Origin of the sequence: Lacrimispora xylanisolvens, from assembly GCF_002934545.1 — a bacterium.
In the GTDB taxonomy this organism is placed as follows: domain Bacteria; phylum Bacillota; class Clostridia; order Lachnospirales; family Lachnospiraceae; genus Lacrimispora; species Lacrimispora xylanisolvens.
Genome location: NZ_PTJA01000005.1, coordinates 273,457 through 296,776, shown reverse-complemented (window position 1 = coordinate 296,776; position 23,320 = coordinate 273,457). Strand labels below are relative to the sequence as shown.

15 protein-coding genes are annotated in these 23,320 nt (G+C 44.8%); 12 read left to right on the top strand and 3 right to left on the bottom strand.

Going from position 1 to position 23,320, the window contains the following annotated elements; genetic code table 11:
- The first annotated feature begins 250 nt into the window (after positions 1–250).
- The gene (locus tag BXY41_RS11705) at positions 251–9,523 is read left to right on the top strand and encodes a doubled motif LPXTG anchor domain-containing protein (protein ID WP_104437019.1); all 9,273 of its coding nucleotides are present in this window, start codon (positions 251–253) and stop codon (positions 9,521–9,523) included.
- A gap of 82 nt (positions 9,524–9,605) precedes the next feature.
- On the opposite strand, the gene BXY41_RS11700 is transcribed toward BXY41_RS11705, so the two are convergent.
- The 3 genes from BXY41_RS11700 to BXY41_RS11690 form a co-directional block, all read right to left on the bottom strand.
- Positions 9,606–10,553 (bottom strand): TDT family transporter, encoded by a 948-nt coding sequence (locus tag BXY41_RS11700; RefSeq protein WP_104437111.1) that lies wholly within the window; start codon positions 10,551–10,553, stop codon positions 9,606–9,608.
- 5 nt (positions 10,554–10,558) lie between these two features.
- Positions 10,559–11,047 (bottom strand): C-GCAxxG-C-C family protein, encoded by a 489-nt coding sequence (locus tag BXY41_RS11695; protein WP_104437018.1) that lies wholly within the window; start codon positions 11,045–11,047, stop codon positions 10,559–10,561.
- A gap of 134 nt (positions 11,048–11,181) precedes the next feature.
- A complete protein-coding gene (locus BXY41_RS11690) occupies positions 11,182–12,660 on the bottom strand; it encodes a DUF1846 domain-containing protein (protein ID WP_104437017.1) in 1,479 nt (492 codons plus the stop codon).
- Positions 12,661–12,814: 154 nt separating this feature from the next.
- Between BXY41_RS11690 and BXY41_RS11685 the strand changes: the two genes are divergently transcribed.
- From BXY41_RS11685 to BXY41_RS11635, 11 genes are all read left to right on the top strand, one after another.
- Positions 12,815–13,687, top strand: coding sequence for a methionyl aminopeptidase (locus tag BXY41_RS11685; RefSeq protein WP_104437016.1), 873 nt, complete (start codon positions 12,815–12,817; stop codon positions 13,685–13,687).
- Positions 13,687–14,244, top strand: coding sequence for a DNA-3-methyladenine glycosylase I (locus BXY41_RS11680; protein WP_104437015.1), 558 nt, complete (start codon positions 13,687–13,689; stop codon positions 14,242–14,244). The genes BXY41_RS11685 and BXY41_RS11680 overlap by 1 nt, the downstream gene beginning before the upstream one ends.
- A gap of 14 nt (positions 14,245–14,258) precedes the next feature.
- Complete coding sequence (locus BXY41_RS11675) at positions 14,259–15,029, top strand: GNAT family N-acetyltransferase (RefSeq protein ID WP_104437014.1); 771 nt, start codon at positions 14,259–14,261, stop codon at positions 15,027–15,029.
- 126 nt (positions 15,030–15,155) lie between these two features.
- Complete coding sequence (locus tag BXY41_RS11670) at positions 15,156–16,604, top strand: putative glycoside hydrolase (RefSeq protein WP_104437110.1); 1,449 nt, start codon at positions 15,156–15,158, stop codon at positions 16,602–16,604.
- 8 nt (positions 16,605–16,612) lie between these two features.
- Positions 16,613–17,134 carry a DUF1653 domain-containing protein gene (locus BXY41_RS11665; protein ID WP_104437013.1) on the top strand — a complete coding sequence of 174 codons (522 nt, stop codon included), beginning with the start codon at positions 16,613–16,615 and terminating at the stop codon, positions 17,132–17,134.
- Between the two features lie 10 nt (positions 17,135–17,144).
- Positions 17,145–19,016 (top strand): excinuclease ABC subunit UvrC, encoded by a 1,872-nt coding sequence (gene uvrC / locus BXY41_RS11660; RefSeq protein ID WP_104437012.1) that lies wholly within the window; start codon positions 17,145–17,147, stop codon positions 19,014–19,016.
- A 70-nt stretch (positions 19,017–19,086) separates the two neighbouring features.
- On the top strand, positions 19,087–20,019 hold the full coding sequence (gene hprK, locus BXY41_RS11655; RefSeq protein WP_104437011.1) for an HPr(Ser) kinase/phosphatase: 933 nt from the start codon (positions 19,087–19,089) through the stop codon (positions 20,017–20,019).
- 8 nt (positions 20,020–20,027) lie between these two features.
- A complete protein-coding gene (gene murB, locus BXY41_RS11650) occupies positions 20,028–20,939 on the top strand; it encodes a UDP-N-acetylmuramate dehydrogenase (RefSeq protein ID WP_104437010.1) in 912 nt (303 codons plus the stop codon).
- A 19-nt stretch (positions 20,940–20,958) separates the two neighbouring features.
- Positions 20,959–21,840: an RNase adapter RapZ gene (rapZ, locus tag BXY41_RS11645; RefSeq protein WP_104437009.1), complete on the top strand. Its 882-nt coding sequence runs from the start codon at positions 20,959–20,961 to the stop codon at positions 21,838–21,840.
- A gap of 2 nt (positions 21,841–21,842) precedes the next feature.
- Entirely contained in the window at positions 21,843–22,829 is a 987-nt protein-coding gene (gene whiA / locus BXY41_RS11640) for a DNA-binding protein WhiA (protein WP_104437008.1), read from the top strand.
- An 11-nt stretch (positions 22,830–22,840) separates the two neighbouring features.
- Positions 22,841–23,098 carry an HPr family phosphocarrier protein gene (locus BXY41_RS11635; RefSeq protein ID WP_104437007.1) on the top strand — a complete coding sequence of 86 codons (258 nt, stop codon included), beginning with the start codon at positions 22,841–22,843 and terminating at the stop codon, positions 23,096–23,098.
- Positions 23,099–23,320: the final 222 nt, after the last annotated feature.

Sequence of the window (23,320 nt, the reverse complement as noted above, 5' to 3'; positions counted from 1 at the left end):
TGGGTTGTCCTACTTTATCAATCTTTTCCCTTAACAATGCAGACAAATAAAAAGTACCTGGAAAATATAGCATTATTTAGCATTCCTTGTACAAAGTTGGATTAAATTTGACATTCCTATCATATAATATTACAAAATATGTTTTTTAGAACGTACCAGAATGGAAAAATGCCGTTTCATATACTTATGCAGTAATTTGGCATTTTATCCTTATTATGGAAAAATATTATGAGAGGAGAAATGTTTATGTATGAAAAAAAGAAAAAGATCTAGGATACCGTCGCGGACATTATACTGTTTTCAAAAACGATTACTGGCATTTTTGCTTGCTGCGGCCATGATACTGGCCAATGTAGGTGCAGACACTAATCAGGTGTATGCAGCCAGTTCATCGGAGTCCGTTACATTCTCAGTGGGGGGATCGCAGCTTATCAAAGCCATTGAAGATGCGATTGTTAATGGGGATGAGGTGACAGCAGAGGATCTGGATTTCACCAATGGTAAAATTGCGGAATTTAAGGAACTGTTTTTTGGAAAAGGTAAGATTTACGAAGCCTTTCCTGAACTTGAGGGCGAAGGTGTAGATGCACAGCTTCGTGTGTTTGTCCGCATACCGGAAAATGCTGATGACATGTATATGGTAACCGGCGATGAAGAAATTGTTTTCCTGTACGTTAATAACGGGGAAAATACCATTAGCTGTTCCACAGAAATTACCAGGATGGATAACGGCGTAGAAAAGGTGAAAAAGACCAACCGCATAACGGTAAGGAGTTATGAATCAGCATTTGGTAAAGAGGAAGTAAATGTTGTTACAAAGCCAGAACAACCAGCTGTAACCGGAGAAACAAAGGTGCCGGAAACAGCAACTCCTGCAGAGGCTGGGAAAGCAGTTGAGACTGTACCTGTGAAGGAAACTACAGCAGCAGAGGAGACCACATCAGCACCGGTTGAAACCACAATAGCACCGGAGGAGACCACATCAGTACCAGAGACGACGTCAAAACTGCCAGAGGAGACAATATCTGCTCCAGAAGAAAGTCAGACAGAGGCTCCGGCAGAGGAAACAGTGAGAGAAGCAGCTGATTTGGAAGAGATTCCGGTTCCTGAGAGCAAAGTCTCTGAGCCAGTGGCTTCTATTATTCGCCACAATGCACCGGTAGTTGCTGCCAAAGAAAATGGTGAGGTAACGCAAGCCGCAGAAGTCATTGAAGAGACAGCTGCTGTTGATCCTGAGAATGTGAGAGAATCGGAGGAGACAGAGGAGTCGACCAAAGCCGAAATAGAACAGGTCGAGACAAAACAGGCAGAGACAACACAGGTTGAGCCCTCAAAGGCTGAGTCAACACAGACTGAGACTCAAAAGGCTGAATCAACCCAGATGGAAACCGCCCAGCCTGAAACCCAGCCTGAAACCACCCAGGCTCCTGCAGAAACCCAGTCTTCGTCAGCAGGCAAGAACACGGCAGGGAGTACGGCCAATACAGCTGCCGGAACGGCTTCTCCTTCGGAAAGTAAGCCGGAACCAGAGACGCCAAACCCAGATACAAAGGCTTCTCCAGCCGGAACAGCGGATTTGGTTGGTATTGGATATTGTTCCACTGCCAAAGCATATACGGTCACAATTAATCAGCTAAAAGCGCTGGAAGACTATGATGGATATAAGATTTCATATACAATCAATCCGGAAGCCAGTGCCCGTATTATTGAAGGACCAAGGGGAGTTGAGGAAGGTCAGGAGCTGACCTTTGGCGTTAAGAATCAGATTGGATATGGGATTGAGAGTGTAACGGCAAATGGACAATCATTGAAATCTGAATCGGAAACAGATAATACAGATGGTTCAAAGACCGCCTGGTATTCTGTTCCAGAGATTTATGAGGATCAGGAAATAGAAGTTCATATGTCGGAAACTGGAGAACATCCGGAATTTTCTTCCCAGCTTGTTATGGAAGATGGTACCGTTATTCGTTTGCATGCACCGGAAGGGGTATTACCCGCAGGCGTAAAAGCAACAGCATTCGTTGTTACCGGCATTGGGGATGCAGTGAAAGAGAAGGTTGAGGCTCAGTCAAAAGAGGATGGAGAGGCTAAAGAGGTAATCAGCTCTTTATCTTATAATATTGACCTTCTTGACCGCAGCGGCAACAAACTGGATAACCAGATCTGGAATGGTTCTGTGCAGGTGACGTTTTCCGGAACTCCCATGGAGAATCACAGCAAGGAAGCGAATACGGTTGAGGTAGTTTATGTTGCCACAACGAAGGAAGATGAACCGCAGGCAAAAGTGACAGCGGCAGATGTGGCTTCTGTAGAGCCCGTTTCAGAGGAATTAAATGTTCAGGAAAATAAAGGAATTCATGAAATTACGTTTGAGGCGGAACATTTTTCAACCTATACCATCGTATTTAGTAATTTTTGGGGAAGTAAACGTCTACCTTTAAATTTAGTAAAATATGATAATGGGGCGGCGGTTCCTATTGGAACAGATGCTACACGTTATGATAGTCTATCCTTTGGAAAATCTGTACCAATAAAAGATATTGCACCTGATGTAAGTGGATATACCTTTGATAAGGCCACTGTCGGAAGCAATTTCCAAAGCGGTTCCGTGATCCAATCTCTCCGATGTGAGGTTGGTTTATTGGATTATACTTTTTATTATAAAACTTCATCATCTAACTGGATAGATCTGGGTAAGAACAGCATTTATTTATGGTATTCGGAGAATGGTATAACAGTCCAGTTTGATGCCAATGGCGGTCAGGGATCCGTATCTTCAAAAATTGCAAAACCAGGGGATTCCATTGAATTACCAGATGGCAGCAGCTTAACCAGAGCCAATTACAAATTTATGGGTTGGAGCGATTCTCCGGATGGAGGTAAAATAACTTCTAAGGGGAATGCAGGATATAATGAAGTTTATACAGACACCTTCACAATAGATTCCAATGAAACCGCGAAAGCGAAGACTTTATATGCGGTTTGGGCACAAACCAGTGGCAGCGCGTCAGGCCGGTTGTGGGTGGCGGTTTTAAATGATGGCGGAGATTTGCCGGCAGAGCCAAGAAACCAGACCAGTCGCAGCTATGAATTTATTTATAAGGATTACGGTCAATATTTTAAAACCATAGGCTCGGGTGATAATCTATTAAATTATATCAACCCCTTAATAACAGTAACAGGAAAAGACAATGTACAGGCGAATTTAAATGATAAGTTTTATCAGGTTACTGCCAGCTGGGAAGATAAAAATCTTAAGAAAAATGAGTATATTGAATGGTATGTTATAAAATACGAGTCAGCAGCTTGTGGAACGGAAGGCTGGCATGTAGATGGCATCATTCGAAATAAAGAGAGCTATTATGTTGATTATGCTGGAAATGGCAATACTGGCGGCTTAACTCCAGATGGTCAGGGATATGATCTGAATGCCAATGTTACTGTAGCGAAAGCAGGCGGGTATGAAGGCGGAACCTGGCTTCCATTAAAGAAAGATGGATATGTATTCAATGGTTGGAATACAAGTCCTGATGGAAAAGGAGTAGCTTTTAATGAAGGAGACTCATTCAGTCTTACAAAGGATTTTATATCTGCCAATCATTCCGGTGCGGACAACACAGTCACGTTGTATGCACAATGGAGGTTAAAAAACAGTGTTCAGATTAAGTTTCAGGCAGTGGGAGAAGGAAACGTTTCTCCAGCCAATGAATATTTAAATCCGGACATTGGGGTCTCCAAAGGTGCTGTGGCAACTCCGGATAAGGGGTATAAACTTAGTGGCTGGTATAGTGATGCAGCGTGTACGGTTCTGGTATCTGATTTAGCCAGGTACACACCGGAACGTCCGGCCGCCGGCTGGGGAGACGGTACTACTTTCTATGCCAGGTTTGTAGTAGATAACACGCAGAAGTTTGGTTATACGGTAAATTACTATATTAAGGGGACTACAGCAGCAGTGCCCGGTCTTGTGGCTCTGTCGGGAAGTGCACCGGTAGGAACATTTACCTGGAAAAATGAGCCAAAGACGGCAACCGGCTACAAGCTGGTGACCAGTCCGTCCCAGCCGACCAGCATGACAATCACAGCGGCTGGTTCCAACGAGCAAACGGTGTATTATGAGATTGATGAAACCCAGAAATTTGGTTATACGGTGAATTACTTTGTCAAGGGAACCACAACACCAGTACCAGGGCTTGCGGCTCTGACAGGAAGTGCACCGGTTGGAACATTTACCTGGAAGAATGAGCCGGTAACCACAACCGGTTACAAACTGGTAACCAGTTCGCAACAGCCGGCGAGCATGACAATCACAGCAGCTGGCCCCAACGTGCAGACGGTGTACTATGAGATTGATGAAACCCAGAAGTTTGGCTATACAGTGAATTACTATATCAAGGGAACCACAACACCAGTACCAGGGCTAATATCTCTGAATGGAAAAGCGCCGATAGGAACATTTACCTGGAGTAATGTTACGAAGACAGCGACCGGCTACAAGCTGGTGACCAGCTTGCCTCAGCCAACCAGCATGACAATTACAGCAGCTGGTCCCAACGTGCAAACGGTGTACTATGAGGTTGATGAGACCCAAAAGTTTGACTACACGGTGAATTACTATATCAAGGGAACCACGGCTGCGGTGCCAGGTCTTAAAACACTGACAGGAAGTGCACCAGTAGGAACCTTCACATGGAAAAATGAGCCAAAGACAGCAACCGGCTATAAGCTGATGGCCGAACAGCCCATAAGCATGACAATCACGTCAGCTGGTCCCAACGTGCAAACGGTGTACTATGAGACGGATGAAACCCAAAAGTTTAGTTATACGGTAAATTACTATATTAATGGAACCACAACAGCAGTACCAGGGCTTGCACCACTGTCAGGAAGTGCGCCGGTAGGAACGTTTACCTGGAGTAATGCAACTAAGACGACAACTGGCTACAGGCTGGTGACCAGCTCACAGCAGCCGACCAGCATGACAATTACGGCAGATGGATTAAACGAGAAGACGGTGTACTATGAGATTGATGAAACCCAGAAGTTTGACTACACTGTGAATTACTATATTAAGGGAACCTCAACAGCAGTCCCAGGTCTTACGCCACTGACAGGAAGTGCACCAGTAGGGGAATTCAGCTGGAGGAATGAGCCGAAGACAGTAACTGGCTACAAGCTGATGGCCGGACAGCCGGAAAGCATGACAATCACTGCAGCTGGACCAAACGTAAAAGTGGTGTACTATGAGGTTGATAAAGCCCAAACCTTTGGTTATACAGTAAACTACTATATCAAAAATACTACCACAGCAGTCCCAGGCCTTACGCCACTGACGGGAAGTGCAACAGTGGGGGAATTCAGCTGGAGGAATGAGCCGAAGACAGAAACCGGTTATAAGCTGATGGCTGGGCAGCCGAATAGCATGACAATTACGGCAGCTGGTCCTAACGTCAGGACAGTATATTATGAGATCGATGAAACCCAGAAGTTTGGCTATACTGTGAATTACCTGATTAAGGGGTCCACAGTCCCGGTACCAGGTCTTACAGCTCTGTCAGGAAAAGCACCAGTTGGGGTATACAGCTGGGTGAATGCTCCAAAGACAGAAACTGGCTATAAGCTGATGGCAGGACAGCCGACCAGCATGATAATCACGGCAGCTGGTTCTAACGTAAGGACAGTGTATTATGAGATTGATGAAACCCAGAAGTTTGACTACACGGTGAATTACTATATTAAGGGAACCACAACAGCAGTACCAGGTCTTACTGCTCTGGCAGGAAAAGCACCGGCAGGGGAATTCAGCTGGAGGAATGAGCCGAAGACAGAAACTGGCTACAGGCTGATGATTGGTCAGCCGGAAAGCATGACAATCACGTCAGCCGGTCCCAATGTAAAAGCGGTATATTATGAGATTGATGATACTCAGAAATTCGACTATACAGTGAATTTCTATATCAAAAATACCACAACAGCAGTACCCGGTCTTAAGGCTCTGAAAGAAAGAGCATCGGTTGGGGAATTCAGCTGGACGAATATACCAAAAACAGAAACCGGCTACAAGCTGATGGCCGGGCAGCCAAATAGCATGACAATTACGGCAGCCGGTCCCAACGTGAAAACGGTATATTATGAAATTGATGAAACCCAGAAGTTCGACTATACAGTGAGTTATTTTATTAAAGGAACAACAGCTGCAGTCCCGGGTCTTCCGCCTCTGACAGGAAAAGCGCCGGTAGGTGAATTCACCTGGAAAAATGAGCCAAAGACCAAAACCGGCTATAAACTGGTGGAGGAACAACCGGAAAGCATGATAATCACAGCCGCTGGTCCCAACGAGAAGACGGTATACTACGAGATTGATGAAATGCAGAAGTTTGGCTATACAGTAAACTACTATATCAAAGATACTGAAACTGGAGTGCCAGGTCTTCCGCCACTGACAGGAAGTGAACCGGTAGGAACATTCACCTGGAAAAATGAGCCAAAGACCGCAACCGGCTATAAGCTGGTAGCTGAGCAGCCGACGAGCATGACAATCACGGCAGATGGTCCCAATGTGAAAACGGTTTACTATGAGATTGATGAGACCCAGAAGTTTGGCTATACAGTAAACTACTATATCAAAGATACTACAACTGTTGTACCAGGTCTTACGCCACTGACAGGAAGTGAACCGGTAGGAACATTTAACTGGAAAAATGAATCTAAGACCGCAACCGGCTATAAGCTGGTGGATGGTCAGCCGGAAAGCATGACAATCACCTCCACTGGTCCTAACGAGAAAACAGTATACTATGAGATTGATGAAGCGCAGAAGTTTGGTTATACGGTAAATTACTATATCAAAGATACTACAATTGGAGTACCAGGTCTTACACCACTGACAGGAAGTAAACCAGTAGGAACATTTACCTGGAAAAATGACCCCAAGACTGTAACCGGCTATAAGCTGGCAGCCGATCAGCCAACCAGCATGACAATCACCTCAGAAGGCCCCAACGAGAAGACCGTATATTATGAGATCGATGAAACCCAGAATTTTGATTATAGGGTGAATTACTATATCAAAGATACCACAACCGCGGTACCTGGTCTTGAAGCCCTGGCAGGAAAGAAACCGGTAGGGGAATTTACCTGGTCTAATATGTCAAAGACCCCAACCGGCTACAGGCTGATGGCCGACCAGCCAACCAGCATGACAATCACGTCAGCTGGTCCTAACGAGAAGACGGTGTATTATGAGATCGATGATACCCAGAAGTTTGGCTATACGGTGAATTACTTTATTAAAGATACCACAACAGCAGTGCCAGGTCTTAAGTCCATCACAGGAAGTGAACCGGTAGGGGAAATAACCTGGAGGAATGAGCCAAAGACTACAACTGGCTATAAACTGATGGCAAAACAGCCGGAAAGCATGACAATCACAGCAGCAGGTCCCAACGAAAAGACGGTGTATTATGAGATTGATGAAACTCAGAAATTTGATTATAGAGTCAATTACTATATCAAAGACACCACAACTGCGGTACCAGGTCTTGATGCTCGGACAGGAAGTGAACCGGTAGGGGAATTTACCTGGAGCAATGCTTCAAAGACGACAACCGGTTACAAGCTGATGGCCGATCAGCCAGCCAGCATGACAATCACCTCAGAAGGCCCCAACGAGAAGACAGTATATTATGAGATTGATGAAACCCAGAATTTTGATTATAGTGTGAATTACTATATCAAAGATACCACAACTGGGGTACCCGGACTTGAAGCTCTGACAGGAAAGAAACCGGTAGGGGAATTTACCTGGACTAATGTGCCAAAGACCAAAACTGGTTATAAACTGATGGCGGAACAGCCGGAAAGCATGACAATCACCTCAGCAGGTTCCAACGAAAAGACGGTTTATTATGAGATTGATGATACCCAGAAGTTTGATTATAGGGTCAATTACTATATCAAAGATACTACAACTGCGGTGCCCGGTCTTGAGGCTCTGACAGCAAGTGCACCCGTAGGAGAAGTAACCTGGATCAATCCGCTAACAACCACAACCGGGTATAAGCTGATGGCTGAGCAGCCGGAAAGCATGACAATCACCTCAGCAGGCCCTAACGAAAAAACTGTATATTATGAAATAGATGAGAATCAGACTCTGAATTACAAAATCAAATATTTCTATAATAACAGTGAGGATGCAGGGGCAGAAGAAAACCAGAAAGTATTGGTAGCTGACCCAACTGTTAATGAGGTAACGTTAAAGGAAAAGGCTGGATACAAATTATCAGATACGCCATACAATCCAGAACTGCCTACGGTTATAACCGGAGAAAACAATGTAATAAATGTTTATTATGATCCGGTGCAGGTTAATTATATTGTAGACCTGTATTATCAGGTAAATGGAGAATATGCAGAGCAGCCAACCTATTCGTATACCAGAAATGGTTATACGGAATCTAAGGCTGAGGTGACGGCTGATGACAGGCAAACAAAGAAACCAGGTTACGTGTTTGACGAGGCAAAAGAAAATGTATTGGGTGGAACAATTGCCGGAGATGGAAGTCTGGTTCTTAAGGTTTACTTCAAACAGCAGTTCACAGTAACTTATGCGCCTGGTACCCAGGGAACCTTTGCGATTCAGAAAGCGGAAGGTCTGGATTATAACACAGCAACTCCGGAATATGACGGGACGCCCATGGGTAAGCCAGGATATGTATTCGCAGGCTGGAGTCCCAAACCTGAGCCGGTTGTTACAACAGACAACACGTATGTAGCACAATGGATCTCTTCAACCAGCACAAAATATACAGTGGAATTCTATTACGAGAGTAAAGGAAAGTATCCGGAGAAGGCTAATAATTCCTCATTGAGAGCAGGAACAACGGATGCGCTGGCAGCCGTAACCGATTCTGATAAGGCAGCATTGAGCGGATATATACTTGATTCAAATGCAGCCAATGTATTTGAGGCAGCAGTGGCAGGCGATGGCGGCATGGTGCTCCGGGTTTACTTTAAGCAGCAGTTTGCTATAACCTATAATCCAGGAGAGCATGGCTCATTCAATGCACAAACTAACACAGGTCTCAGCTATGGCGATGCGGTTCCTGCTTTTGAAGGGCAGACTACAGCAAACGGTAACTACAGTTTTATTGGCTGGAATAAAGAAATTGCGAAGACCGTATCAGAAAATGCAGTATATACCGCATTATGGAGTTACAACGGCGGAGGAAGCAGTGGGGGAAGCAGCGGAGGCAGCTCCGGCGGCGGTCCAAGAGCAACCGGTACCCGCCAGGCAGGAGGCCCTGGTGACACAACTGTTACCATTGAGCCAGTACCAGTTCCTCTGGCGAACCTGCCGGAAAATACAAACCTTGTATCCATTGACGACGGAAACATCCCATTAGCCGGACTTCCAAAGACTGGTGACAGGGCGCCTGTTCAGGGCGTTGCAGCAATTGTATCAGGAATCTTATTGGCAGCCTATCTGGCAATCAGCCATAGGCGCAGAGACGAAAGATAGGAATTGAATCTGAATTGAAATAAGAATAAACGGAGCTGTTGCGTAATAGCAACAGCTCCCATTCTAAGGTCAAAACTTTATATTAATTAGCTGCATTGGCTTTTACAGGTGAAACCCTGATCTGCAATAAAAACATACCGTATCGCAAAAGCGTGTAGCAGACAAGCAGCACAGCAAGGATTGTCTGAATCCATATAATTGGCTGCAGGTATGATGCCTGGATTCCATTTTTCATAAGAAAGCCAGCAGTCTGCTTCGATGCAATGGCGCTAATGACAAATGGAAACGTAAAGGCAGAATAACTTGGATAAAATGGCAATTGCAAAAGCGGAATTAACCCGGCCAGTACCAATACATACAATGCAAAGGATACTACAGCCAGTACTGACACAAGAACCAGGTTTTTTTCATCCACTGATTGCAGATAAGCGGCCAGACACAGGCTCCCTGGCGCTGTGAATATACAAAACAGTGCCTGTGCCGGCTCCGGTATTTCAGAGTATCTGATATGCCGGTACCCAACCAGCAAAAGTAAAGCAATCAAACTGATAAACCCAAACCAGAAAGCGGCTGTTCCAATAAATTGCATCTGATAAGCCGGAGCGGTGATTCCTGCAGCGGCTATGCCCACATACACGATAAAATAACTGGCATATACGTTCTTCATATTCACGTTTCTCATAAACCGGTAAGTAAACATAAGAATCAGCAGAAGATGAAGAGCAATCGCCAAAATCCAGATGGTAAAAGCCACTGTATAGAAAATAGGCTTTATGTAAACAGATAACAACATAGTCCCCATGGGAAATGTGGCAGATACACTCATCATGATTGGATTTTTCAAATCCTCCTTAACCGCAATGGGATACAATCCTGCTTTAAGCAGAAGAAGGATAAAAAGTAAAAAGGAGATGGCTCCAAACACATAGCGGATACTCTCGGAGTAACTCTGAAGTAAATTACCCAGAGCAGCACACCCAAGCATAACTCCTGACATAGGTACTGGCACACGTTTTATTAAGTCCCTCATACCCATCACCCCGCTGTTACAAGTTCATCAATATTCACAAGCTCAAATTCCCGGACAATGATCTGTGCCACCTTTTCTGCAACCAGCCCGGTAAACGCAATGCATTGCTCCTTATGTTCCCCGCTTGCCATATCGAATTCTTTTGTGAGGACACGGCAGCAAAGAGAGTTCTTTCCATTGGCTGTTTTAAAATAGTCGTGGAGCTCATTGGCCAATAAAAGGTTCTTTTCCACCTTTGGATCCCCCTGTCTGGTACGTCCAAAGAAAAGGCCAAGTGACATAACGCCGCCGGACACGGCTCCGCATACGCACTTGGAACGTCCGATACCTACGGGAAATCCGGAGGCCATGGCGATTACCATATCTGGAACATCAAGTTCAAAGTTGTCCCGTATGGAAGATACGACGGCTTCCGAACAGAAGAATCCCCCCCGGAATAATTCCTCTGCATCTTTTTTGATTTTCTGTACACTGACTTCTTTTTTCATTTCCATTATGAAACACCCCTTCGTAAAATTTAATACATTAATTTTAACATTGAATACATAGAACTTCCAATTGTGTTTCTCTATCGGTACAGCGGCAGTGATTGTTTTTATCAATAAAGAGTTTACTTATATCCAGGTTCTTAATGATATATTTTCTTCTGTTCATAGATCGGCTCACAGGTAAGATGGATTCCTAATCTTTTAAAGGTTTTTACATCTACATCAGAGAGCAGGACAGACGTATGGGCATCCGTCCCTTTTAACCGGGGAAGCTGCTCTAAGGCAATCTGCGCATTCACATCTGTGGCAGCAGAAGCGGACAGGGCGATCAGTACTTCATCGGTATGAAGTCTGGGGTTTTTGCTTCCCAGATATTTAACCTTTAATTTCTGAATCGGTTCTATGGCGGAAGGAGAAATCAAATGGACATCGTGAGGGATATTTCCCAGAACCTTGACTGCATTCAGCAAAAGAGCAGCAGAGGCTCCCAGCAGATTGGTGGTCTTCCCCGTTACTATGGTTTCGTCACCCAGCAAAAGAGCAGCAGCAGGAGAACTGTTTTTCTGGGCCAGCTCATTGGCAGCGCCTACGGTTTTTCGCATCTCCGTATTGATCTTGGCCTGCTTCATCAACAGTTCAATTTTATATACCTCATCCTTGGATCCCATGTCTTTTGCCAGACGGGATAATGCCTGATAATAACGTCTGATAATTTCCTGGCGTGATGCTTCCTTGCAGATTTCATCATCCACGATACAATGTCCGGCCATATTCACACCCATGTCCGTAGGGGATTTGTAAGGACATTCTCCATAAATTCCCTCAAAGATTGCACTTAAAACCGGAAAAATTTCCACATCCCGGTTATAATTTACAGTAGTTAACCCATAAGCTTCCAAATGGAAGGGATCGATCATATTCACATCATTTAAATCAGCAGTAGCTGCTTCATAAGCAAGATTCACCGGATGCTTTAACGGAATATTCCAGATAGGGAAGGTTTCAAACTTGGCATAACCAGCCTTTACGCCTCTTTTGTTTTCGTGATAAAGCTGAGATAAACAGGTGGCCATCTTTCCGCTGCCAGGTCCCGGTGCAGTGATGATCACCAAGGGTTTGGAGGTTTCAATATAGTCATTTCTGCCATAACCCTCATCACTTACAATTAAAGAAATGTTGGCAGGATAGCCGTCAATGATATAATGGCGGTACACTTTAATTCCCATTGATTCCAGCTTTCCCTTAAATACGTCTGCAGCTTTCTGACCGGAGTACTGGGTAATAACAACACTTCCCACATAAAGTCCCTTGTCCGTAAAGGACTGAATGAGACGGAATACATCCACATCGTATGTAATGCCAAGATCATGGCGGATCTTGTTCTTTTCAATGTCAGCAGCGCTGATGGCAATTACAATTTCTGCCTGATCAGAGAGCTGCATCAGCATACGAAGCTTGCTGTCCGGCTCAAATCCCGGAAGCACTCTGGAAGCGTGGTAGTCATCAAATAACTTTCCTCCGAATTCCAGATAGAGCTTGTCCCCGAACTGGCTGATCCGCTCTTTAATGTGCTCTGACTGCATGGTTAAATACTTGTTGTTATCAAATCCTGGTTTCATTTGTCCCTCCGTAACGCGTTCATTTTTACAATACTTAAGATTGTAACATAGAAGAACGGAAAATACCATGGCTTTTATCTGTCCATATTTGGCTGAAACACTTTACAACAGGCTCTAAACGTGTTAAAACGTTGTAGTAAGAAGGAGGAGAAATATGTTTAAAATAGGAAGAAACGACCCCTGCTGGTGCGGCAGCGGAAAGAAATATAAGACCTGTCATCTGGAATTTGACAGAAAGCTTGAGAATTATGAAATCATGGGAGATGAAGTGCCGGATCACTCCATGATTAAGACACCTGCCCAGATAGAAGGCATACGCCACGCTGGTGTTATTAACAATCAGATTCTTGATCTGGTTGGTGAGAAGATCCGTCCTGGAATCAGTACAGAGGATTTAAATACCCTGGTTCACGAGACCACCCTCCGTCTGGGCGGAATCCCGGCACCCCTTAATTTTGAAGGCTATCCCAAAAGTGTCTGTACCTCAATCAACGAGGTAGTCTGCCATGGAATTCCTGATCCCAAAAGAATTTTAAAAGAAGGTGACATCATTAACGTGGATGTAACCACCATTGTGGGTGGCTATTACGCAGATGCTTCCAGAATGTACTGCATGGGAAAGGTATCTGCGGAAGCCGAAAAGCTGGTCCGTGTAACAAAGGAAAGTGTGGATCTGGCATTAAAGGAAGCAAGAGCCTGGGGACATTTAGGGGATATCGGTGCCGTAATCTCAGAATACATTTATGCCAATGGGTTTACCGTGGTAAGAGAAATCGGCGGTCATGGAGTAGGTGTGGAATTTCATGAAGAGCCATGGGTCAGCCACATCGGAACCAGGGGAACGGATATGCTTTTAGTTCCTGGAATGATTTTTACCATTGAGCCTATGGTCAATGCAGGAAAGGCTGATGTAGTACAGGATGATTCAGATGGCTGGACCATCTACACGAAGGATGGAAGCCTGTCTGCCCAATGGGAATATACCGTATTAATTACAGAAGATGGACCGGAGGTGCTTGCCAGATAATGGATAAAAAACGCTGCTTTTGGGTAAATGAATCATTGCCCATCTACGTAAAATATCATGATGAGGAATGGGGAGTTCCTGTTTATAACGATGAGAAATTATATGAGATGTTTCTGTTAGAGACCTTTCAGGCAGGGCTCTCCTGGATTACCGTGTTAAATAAGCGGGAAGCGTTTCGGGAAGCATTTGACGGATTTGATCCGGAGAAGGTTGCAGCATATAAGGAAGAAAAGCTAAACGAGCTTATGAACAACCCCGGCATTATCAGAAACAGAAAAAAAGTTGAGGCTGCAGTAAAAAACACCCGCATTTTCATGGAGATACAAAAAGAATTCGGTTCCTTTTCAAACTATCTGTGGGGATTTACAGGGGGAACAATCATTGTAAATCAGGATGATAATTTCCAGGTAAAAACAGACCTGTCCGATCAGATCTCCAAAGATCTGAAAAAAAGAGGGATGTCCTTTGTAGGATCTGTAACCATCTATTCCTATCTGCAGGCAGTAGGGGTGGTCAACGACCACGAACTGGGGTGTATCTGCAGACAGCATTCATAAGACGAGGAGATACTATGGGAGTGATAGAAATTGAGGACAAATCCATTCTGGAACCTCTGTTTACCGGTTGGGAGGAAACACTGATCTGGTCCTGCCTGCAAAATGTCATGGGAAGGGCCTTCGCTGACCAGGAAAAAGACCCCCAGTCAGCCCAGCTTGTAATTGGGGATTTTTGCTTTTTTTCCGGGAAGCCAGACGAAGAATTAATTAGAAATAAACCATCAGGAAGAAAATCTGATTTTATCATTATGGTTCCGAAGGATGAGGCATGGTCCCAAGCCATTGAGGCAGTATGGAAATCATCTGCCACAAGACGGATCCGTTATGCGATTAAGAAAGAGCCGGATGTTTTTGATAAAGAGGTATTAACAGGAGCTGTGGAAAGTCTTTCGCCACGCTTCACCCTTCGCCTGATTGATGAAGAGATTTACCATCAGGTAATGGAGCACAGCTGGTCCAAAGATCTGTGCTCCCAGTTTGCAGACTATGAAGATTATAAAAATAGGGGAATCGGAGTGGCAGCTCTTTTAGGAGATCAGGTGGTTTCCGGTGCTTCCTCCTACACGGTTTACCAGGGCGGTATTGAAATTGAGATTGATACCAGAAACGATTTCAGGCGTCAGGGCTTGGCATTGGCCTGTGGAGCAAAGCTGATCCTGGAATGCTTAAAAAGAGGACTTTATCCAAGCTGGGATGCCCAAAACCCTGGTTCTGTGGCACTTTCCCAAAAACTTGGATATCATTTTGACCGGGAGTATCCGGTTTATGAAATCACTGGTTTTTAAATCATGCAGCAAAGGGCTGCATCCGGAATATTAAATTTATTTGGAAAATTTTACAAAATGTGGTAAAATGTTAAATAATTATTACAATAAAACACTGAAGACCATAAAGAAAGTGAAAGTGAAATGATGAAACGATGGCTTTTGGCAGTAATTGTATGCTCATTAGTAGCGTCCGGATGCAGCAGATATAAAGGTATCCCTGAGACTGAGAAGAACAGTCCTTCCAGTGACGAGACAACTGACGATTCCAGTGAGAGCAGTGAGACAGACAAGCAGGAGGAGACTCTTCCGGTGTCGGCGCTTCCGAAGAAAACTCCGGTGAAAGTGAAGGGAATCTATATTTCCGGATATATGGCTGGATCTGAGGGATTTCAGGCTATTCTTGACAAGATTGAGGGGACTGAAATCAATGCAGTGGTAATCGACGTTAAGAATGACGACGGCAGAATTACGTTTGCAATGGACGGTGCTCCCACGGTGAAGGAAATCGGAGCGGAGAAAAAGTATATTCAGGACATGCCTGCCATGATGGCACAGTTAAAAGCAAGAGGCATTTATACCATTGCAAGAGTGGTGGCATTTCGAGATCCCTATCTGGCGGAGCAGAAACCGGAATGGAGCTTAAAAAACAAGGATGGAAGTCTGCACAGAGATAATAAGGGACTTGCGTGGGTGAATCCATACCGCACGGAAGTCTGGGATTACCTTGTGGAAGTGGGAGAAGCCGCTTCCAGAGCAGGCTTTGACGAAGTCCAGTTTGACTACATCAGGTTTGCTACAGACAGCTCCATGAAGCAGGTGGTATTTGATGGAGATGAGACCAAAGGACGCTCGAAAACCGATATTATAACAGAGTTCATTCAGTATGCCTATGGGAAACTTTCTGCCAGGAATATCACGGTTTCCGCCGATGTGTTCGGAACCATAATCGGCAGCAACGTGGATGCTCAGGCAGTGGGACAGGTTTACAGTGATATGGCAAACCATTTAGACTATATCTGCCCGATGATCTATCCATCCCACTACGGCGACGGTAATTTCGGTATTGATCATCCGGATACAGAACCTTACAAGACCATTCGTGCAGCCTTAAAGCTTTCTAAATCAGATTTGGAAAAGACCCGTGGAGAGGCAGTAAAACAGGCAGAGGTACGTCCCTGGCTTCAGGACTTTACCGCTTCTTATCTGGATCACCATATTTCATATGGAAAGAAAGAAGTCAGAGAACAGATCCAGGCGGTTTACGATGCAGGGTACGACGAATGGATTCTTTGGAGTGCCTCCAACCGTTATACCTGGGATGCCCTGTTATCTGAGGAAGAGGCGAAAAAGGAAGGGGCCAGGATTGCCCAGCAGCGAGCAACGAAAGAGGCAGAATCAACAACTGCGGCTGTTAAAACCACACAGGCTCCTGTCAAAGTACAGAGTGAGGCGGAGAAGAGTCTGGAAGGCGCGGTGGAAGAAGAGACAACCAGGCAGCAGTCCAGTTCCGGGGAAGCTTCAGAAAAAAAAGAAAAAAGGAATAAGCCACCTGTTGTGATCGTGACCACAGGCGGTTTAAGAAATGAAAAGTGAGGAAAGCCATGGAGAGAACACCAAGACCAGGAGAATTTTACAGACATTTTAAGGATAAGATGTATCAGGTGGTAGCAGTTGCGATTCATTCCGAGACCAGAGAAAAGATGGTTGTTTATCAGGCTCTGTACGGAACCTTTGATGTTTATGTACGTCCTCTCTCCATGTTTATCAGCGAGGTGGATCATGAAAAATATCCGGATGTTCTTCAAAAGTACCGGTTTGAGCGGGTGGATTTAAAGGATTCCGATTCTAAAGACCAGCCGGAAGGGGAACAAAAAGAAGAGGGAAAGAAAGAAGAACACCACGGTCCCAATAAAAATCTGCTTGCATTTCTTGACGCAGAGACGTATCATGAGAAGCTGGAGGTCTTAAGAACCTATAAAGACAAATTTACGGCAGAAGAGCTGCTTGCAATCTGTGAAATCATGGAGATTGGAAGAGCGGATTCGGAGCCGGAAGAAAAATACTACGCAGTAGAGCGTTATCTGGAACTGCAGATCAAATACGACGGAACAAGATTGAGGTGATTCGTACCAGGTGGACCACATCGAATTTAATATAGAAGAAGAATTAAAAAAACTGCCGTCCCAGCCTGGTGTGTATATCATGCACGACAGGCGGGACGAAATTATCTATGTTGGAAAAGCCATCAGCTTAAAAAACAGAGTCAGGCAGTATTTTCAAAGCAGCAGAAATAAAACGGCAAAGATCGAACAGATGGTATCGAGAATCGCCCGTTTTGAATACATTATAACAGACTCGGAACTGGAAGCACTTGTATTGGAATGCAATTTAATCAAGGAGCACCGCCCCCGTTATAACACCATGTTAAAGGATGATAAAACGTATCCTTATATTAAGGTTACCATGTACGAGGAATTTCCAAGAGTCCTGTTTTCCAGAGATATGAAGAAGGATAAGAGCAGATATTTTGGCCCCTATACCAGTGCAGGAGCGGTAAAGGATACCATTGAACTGATTCACAAGCTGTATCAGATCAGGACCTGCAACCGGAATCTGCCCAGAGATATCGGGAAAGAAAGACCCTGCTTAAACTATCATATCAAACAGTGTCAGGCACCCTGCCAGGGATATATCAGCCAGGAAGACTATGGGAAATCCATCGGTCAGGTTATTGATTTTCTTGGAGGCAAATACGCGCCTGTCATTGCCATGCTGGAAGAAAAGATGCAGGCTGCATCCGATGAGATGGATTTTGAAAAAGCCATTGAATACAGAGATTTATTAACCAGTGTAAAGCAGATTGCCCAAAAACAGAAGATCACAGACAGCGGTATGGAAGACCGGGATATTATCGCCATGGCAAAAGATGAAAAAGATGCTGTGGTCCAGGTCTTTTTTGTGCGTGAGGGAAAGTTAATCGGAAGAGAACATTTCCATGTGAATGTGGCGACTGCAGAAGACAACGGCCAGATTTTAACCAGCTTTGTAAAACAGTTCTATTCCGGAACTCCCTTTATTCCAAGAGAGATATGGGTTCAGACCCAGCTTGAGGAGGAAGAGGTAATTGGAGAGTGGCTGTCTGCCAAACGGGGACAGAAAGTAAAACTCATTATACCGAAAAAGGGACAGAAGGAACGTCTTGTGGAGCTGGCGGAAAGAAATGCGGCTTTGGTGCTTTCCCAGGATAAAGAAAAGATCAAGCGGGAGGAGCTTCGAACCGTCGGTGCCATGAATGAGGTGGGAAGCCTGCTGGGTCTTACCGGTGTAAAACGGATTGAGGCATTTGATATTTCCAATATAAGCGGTTTTGAGTCGGTAGGGTCCATGATCGTTTACGAAAACGGCAGACCCAAGCGGAATGATTACAGGAAATTCAAGATAAAATGGGTAAAGGGAGCCAATGACTATGCTTCCATGAATGAGGTTCTGACCAGAAGATTTTCCCATGGGTTACAGGAAGCGGAAAGCTTAAGGGAGAAGGGGGTGGAGGAAGAACTTGGAAGCTTTACCCGTTTCCCTGATTTAATCATGATGGATGGAGGAAAAGGCCAGGTGAACATCGCTCTGGAAGTCATAGAGCAGCTGGGGCTTGCCATTCCTGTATGCGGAATGGTAAAAGATGACAATCACCGGACCAGGGGACTGTACTATAACAATGTGGAAATTCCCATTGACCGGCATTCGGAAGGGTTTAAGCTGATCACAAGAATTCAGGATGAAGCCCACCGGTTTGCCATTGAGTATCACAGAAGTTTAAGAAGCAAAGGGCAGGTAAAATCAATTCTTGATGACATTCCAAATATCGGCCCGGGGCGGAGAAAGGCTTTGATGCGCCGGTTTAAGGGGCTGGAAGCCGTGAAAGAAGCCACACTGGAAGAGCTGGAAGCTACGGAAGGCATGAATTCCCGTTCAGCTAAAAGCGTGTATGAATTCTTTCATAATTAGTACCCACAGCTTTTCAAAACACGAAATCTGTGTTAGTATGAAAAAAACAGATGAAAAGGAGCATTTCACCATGCATGGAGTAGCAATCACAGATCTGATTGAAAAAATGAATCTCCGGAATATGACGCCGGAGATCGATGCGGAGAAAATTGTGCTCAGCCATCCGGATGTAAACCGTCCGGCTCTCCAGCTGACCGGTTTTTTTGATCACTTTGACAATGAACGGGTTCAGATTATCGGATACGTAGAGCAGGAATATATAAACCAGATGAATCATGAAAGAAAGATGGAGATGTACGATAAGCTGCTTTCCTATCAGATTCCGTGTCTGGTATACAGCCGCAGCCAGAATCCCGATGAGGATATGCTGGCACTTTGCAATCATTACGGAATCCCCTGCCTGGTTTCAGATAAAACCACGTCTGATTTAATGGCAGAGGTAATCCGCTGGCTGAAGGTAAAGCTGGCGCCATGTATCAGCATTCACGGCGTTTTAGTTGACGTTTTCGGTGAGGGAGTGCTGATTATGGGAGAGAGCGGCATCGGTAAAAGCGAGGCAGCTCTGGAACTGATTAAGAGAGGCCACCGTCTTGTAACCGATGACGTGGTTGAGATCCGCAAGGTGAGTGATGATACCTTAATCGGAAGCGCACCGGAGATCACAAGACATTTTATCGAATTACGAGGAATCGGAATTATCGATGTGAAGACTTTGTTCGGTGTAGAGAGTGTAAAGGATACACAGGCCATTGATATGGTGATTAAGCTGGAAGACTGGGATAAGGATAAAGAGTACGACAGACTGGGAATCGAGGACAATTACACGGAGTTCTTAGGCAATCAGGTAGTATGCCATTCCATTCCCGTTCGTCCGGGCCGTAATCTGGCCATTATCGTTGAATCAGCTGCCGTCAATTACAGACAGAAGAAGATGGGGTACAACGCGGCACAGGAATTATACAACCGCGTCCAGGCAAACTTATCAAGAAAACAGGATGATTGAGGTGTCTGATGACTGGAATTTATGAAAAACTTCTTGGTGCAGCCGATAAAAACCATATAAAAGCAGGGGAAGAGATGAAAAGACATACATCTTTCCGGGTTGGGGGACCAGCAGCCTGCTTTGTAACTCCGGGAGATGAAAAGGAACTTGCTGCAGTCATTAAGACTTGTAAGCAGGAGAATGAAACATACTTCATTTTAGGCAACGGGAGTAATCTTCTGGTGGGGGATCAGGGTTTTGACGGGGTGGTTATCTCTATGGACAGCTTTAACAGCTGTCAGGTAAATCAGGAGACGGGGATGATAAAAGCCGGAGCAGGACTTTCTCTGGCGAGAATCGCACAGGAAGCATATAAGGCATCACTGACAGGCTTTGAGTTCGCTGCCGGAATACCGGGAACACTGGGGGGAGCTGTAGTCATGAATGCCGGTGCATATGGTTCGGAAATGAAAGAGGTGCTTCGCAGCGTAAAAGTAGTAACAGGGGATGGGGATATTTTAGAGATTCCCGCCAGCGAGCTTTCTCTGGGGTACCGGACCAGCTGCATTATACCAAAGCAGTATGTGGTGGTGGAAGCAAACATTCGCTTAAAAGAAGGCGATCCGGTTTCGATTAAAGAACGAATGGATGAGCTGGCACGCAGAAGAAAAGAAAAACAGCCCTTGGAATTTCCAAGTGCAGGAAGCACCTTTAAACGCCCGGAAGGACATTTTGCCGGGAAGCTGATCGAAGACGCAGGACTTCGGGGATTTTCCGTAGGAGGTGCCCAGGTTTCAGAAAAGCACTGCGGATTCGTGATTAATAAGAATCAGGCAACTGCGGCGGACATTATAGCCTTATGTGAAGAGATAAAGAACAGGGTATACGAAAAAACCGGAGTAATGCTTGAGATGGAAGTAAAGACACTGGGAAAGTTTTAACGGTGCAAAGGAGTATACAGTGAGGCTTGTAATTGTGACAGGCATGTCAGGCGCAGGGAAGACCCAGGCGCTCAAGATGCTGGAGGATATGGGATTCTACTGTGTGGATAACTTACCTATCCCCCTGATTGAGACGTTTGCGGAGCTGACCTCGAAAAATCCGGAAGGAATCCAGAACGCTGCTTTGGGTATTGATATCAGGAGCGGGGAGGATTTATCGGTTTTAAACAGGATTTTTGATGAATGGTCCAGAAACCGGGTTCCTTTTGAGATTCTTTTCCTGGATGCCGGAGATGAAATACTGATTAAACGGTATAAAGAAACCAGAAGAGCCCATCCACTGGCAGCAGGCGGAAGAATCGACAGCGGAATTGAAAAAGAGCGTGGGAAGCTTGCTTTTCTGAAGGAAGAGGCTGATTATATCATCGATACCAGCAAGCTTCTCACCAAAGAACTGAGGCAGGAGCTGGAAAAGATTTTCATGAAACATGAATCTTACCGGAATTTATACATTACCATCCTCTCCTTCGGATTTAAATATGGAATTCCATCGGATGCAGATCTGGTATTTGATGTAAGGTTTCTGCCCAATCCCTATTATGTGGAAGAACTGCGAAACAGGACAGGGGAAGAAAAAGAAGTGCGGGACTATGTGATGCAGCATGGAACCGCTGATCTGTTTTTGAACAAGCTTTATGATATGCTGGAGTTCCTGCTTCCAAACTATGTTCTGGAAGGAAAGAATCAGCTGGTAATAGCCATTGGCTGTACCGGCGGAAAGCACCGTTCCGTAACCGTTGCCAAGGCGGTTTACGAAAAGTTTAAGTCCAGGGCTGAGTTCGGAATTAAGATCGAACACCGGGATATAGAAAAGGATAATACAGGGAAAAGGGTGGTCTAGATATGTCATTTTCTTCCAAATTAAAAGAAGAGCTTTCCAGGCAGATCAGCCCGGCAAGACACTGTCAGATCGCAGAAATGGCTGCGATCATCAGCCTTTGCGGCAAGATAATCATATCGGAAGATGACCGCTATACGATTAAAATCCATACAGAAAATGTAGCAGTTGCAAGAAAGTACTTTACATTATTGAAAAAAACATTTAATATAAGTACTGATGTCTCTATTAGAAGAAATGCCTACTTGAATAAAAATCGTACCTATACGGTAACGATAAGAGAACATGAAGATGCCATTCGGGTACTTCATGCAACCAAACTCCTTGACGAAAACGGAGAAGTAGGAGAGAATCTTAGTGTAGTAAAGAACGTGGTGATCCAGCAGTCATGCTGCAGGAGAGCATTTATACGGGGCGCATTTCTCTCGTCAGGATCCTTAAGTGATCCGGAGAAGTTTTACCATTATGAAATCGTATGTGCCACAGAAGAAAAAGCAGAGCAGTTGAAATCGATTATTGCAACGTTTGAACTTGATGCAAAGATAGTTAAGAGAAAGCGTTATTTTGTTGTCTATATCAAAGAGGGAAGCCAGATTGTTGATATTTTAAATGTCATGGAGGCCCCGGTTGCTTTAATGGAGCTTGAGAACATCAGGATCTTAAAGGATATGCGCAACAGCGTGAACAGACAGGTCAACTGTGAGACTGCAAATATTAATAAAACGGTATCAGCTGCGGTAAAGCAGATAGAAGATATAGAATATATCAGAGATACAATCGGACTTGATAATCTTCCTGACAATTTAGTGGAGATTGCCAGAGAGAGACTGGAGAGGCCGGACGCAACATTAAAGGAGCTTGGAGAAGCTCTGGACCCTCCTGTTGGTAAATCAGGAGTGAACCACCGACTTAGAAAGCTTTGTGATTTGGCAGGGCGGCTGCGCGGGACAGGCGTGGGCAGCGGAACGGAACAGACCCGTTCAGAGGAATGAGGAGGATAATTATGGTAAGAAAAACAGTCACCGTGGAACTTGCATCAGGTTTGGAGGCGAGACCAGTTGCTATGCTGGTTCAGGTTGCCAGCCAGTATGAAAGCAACATTTATGTTGAAATCGAATCAAAAAGAGTGAATGCCAAAAGTATTATGGGTATGATGACTCTCGGCCTTGCTGCAGGAGAGCAGATTACAATTACAGCAGATGGAACTGATGAAGAGCACGCGGTCAGTGAGATCGAGAAATACTTAAGCAATCAGGAATAATAACTGGAATATAACGTGTTTTTGAGGCGGAGACTGCCATTGCCTGACAATGGAAGCTCCGCCTCTTATATATCCCCCTTTTTAGCTGCTGAGGCTTTTGCGCACAAATATAAGATTTCTGCTATGGTTAAGCCAGGGCTTGACTGCTTTGGTTTTGAGTATTCTTATTTAGAGGCATAGGCTGAGACCTATCTGTTGCTATGCCCCAAATGGAATAGAAGG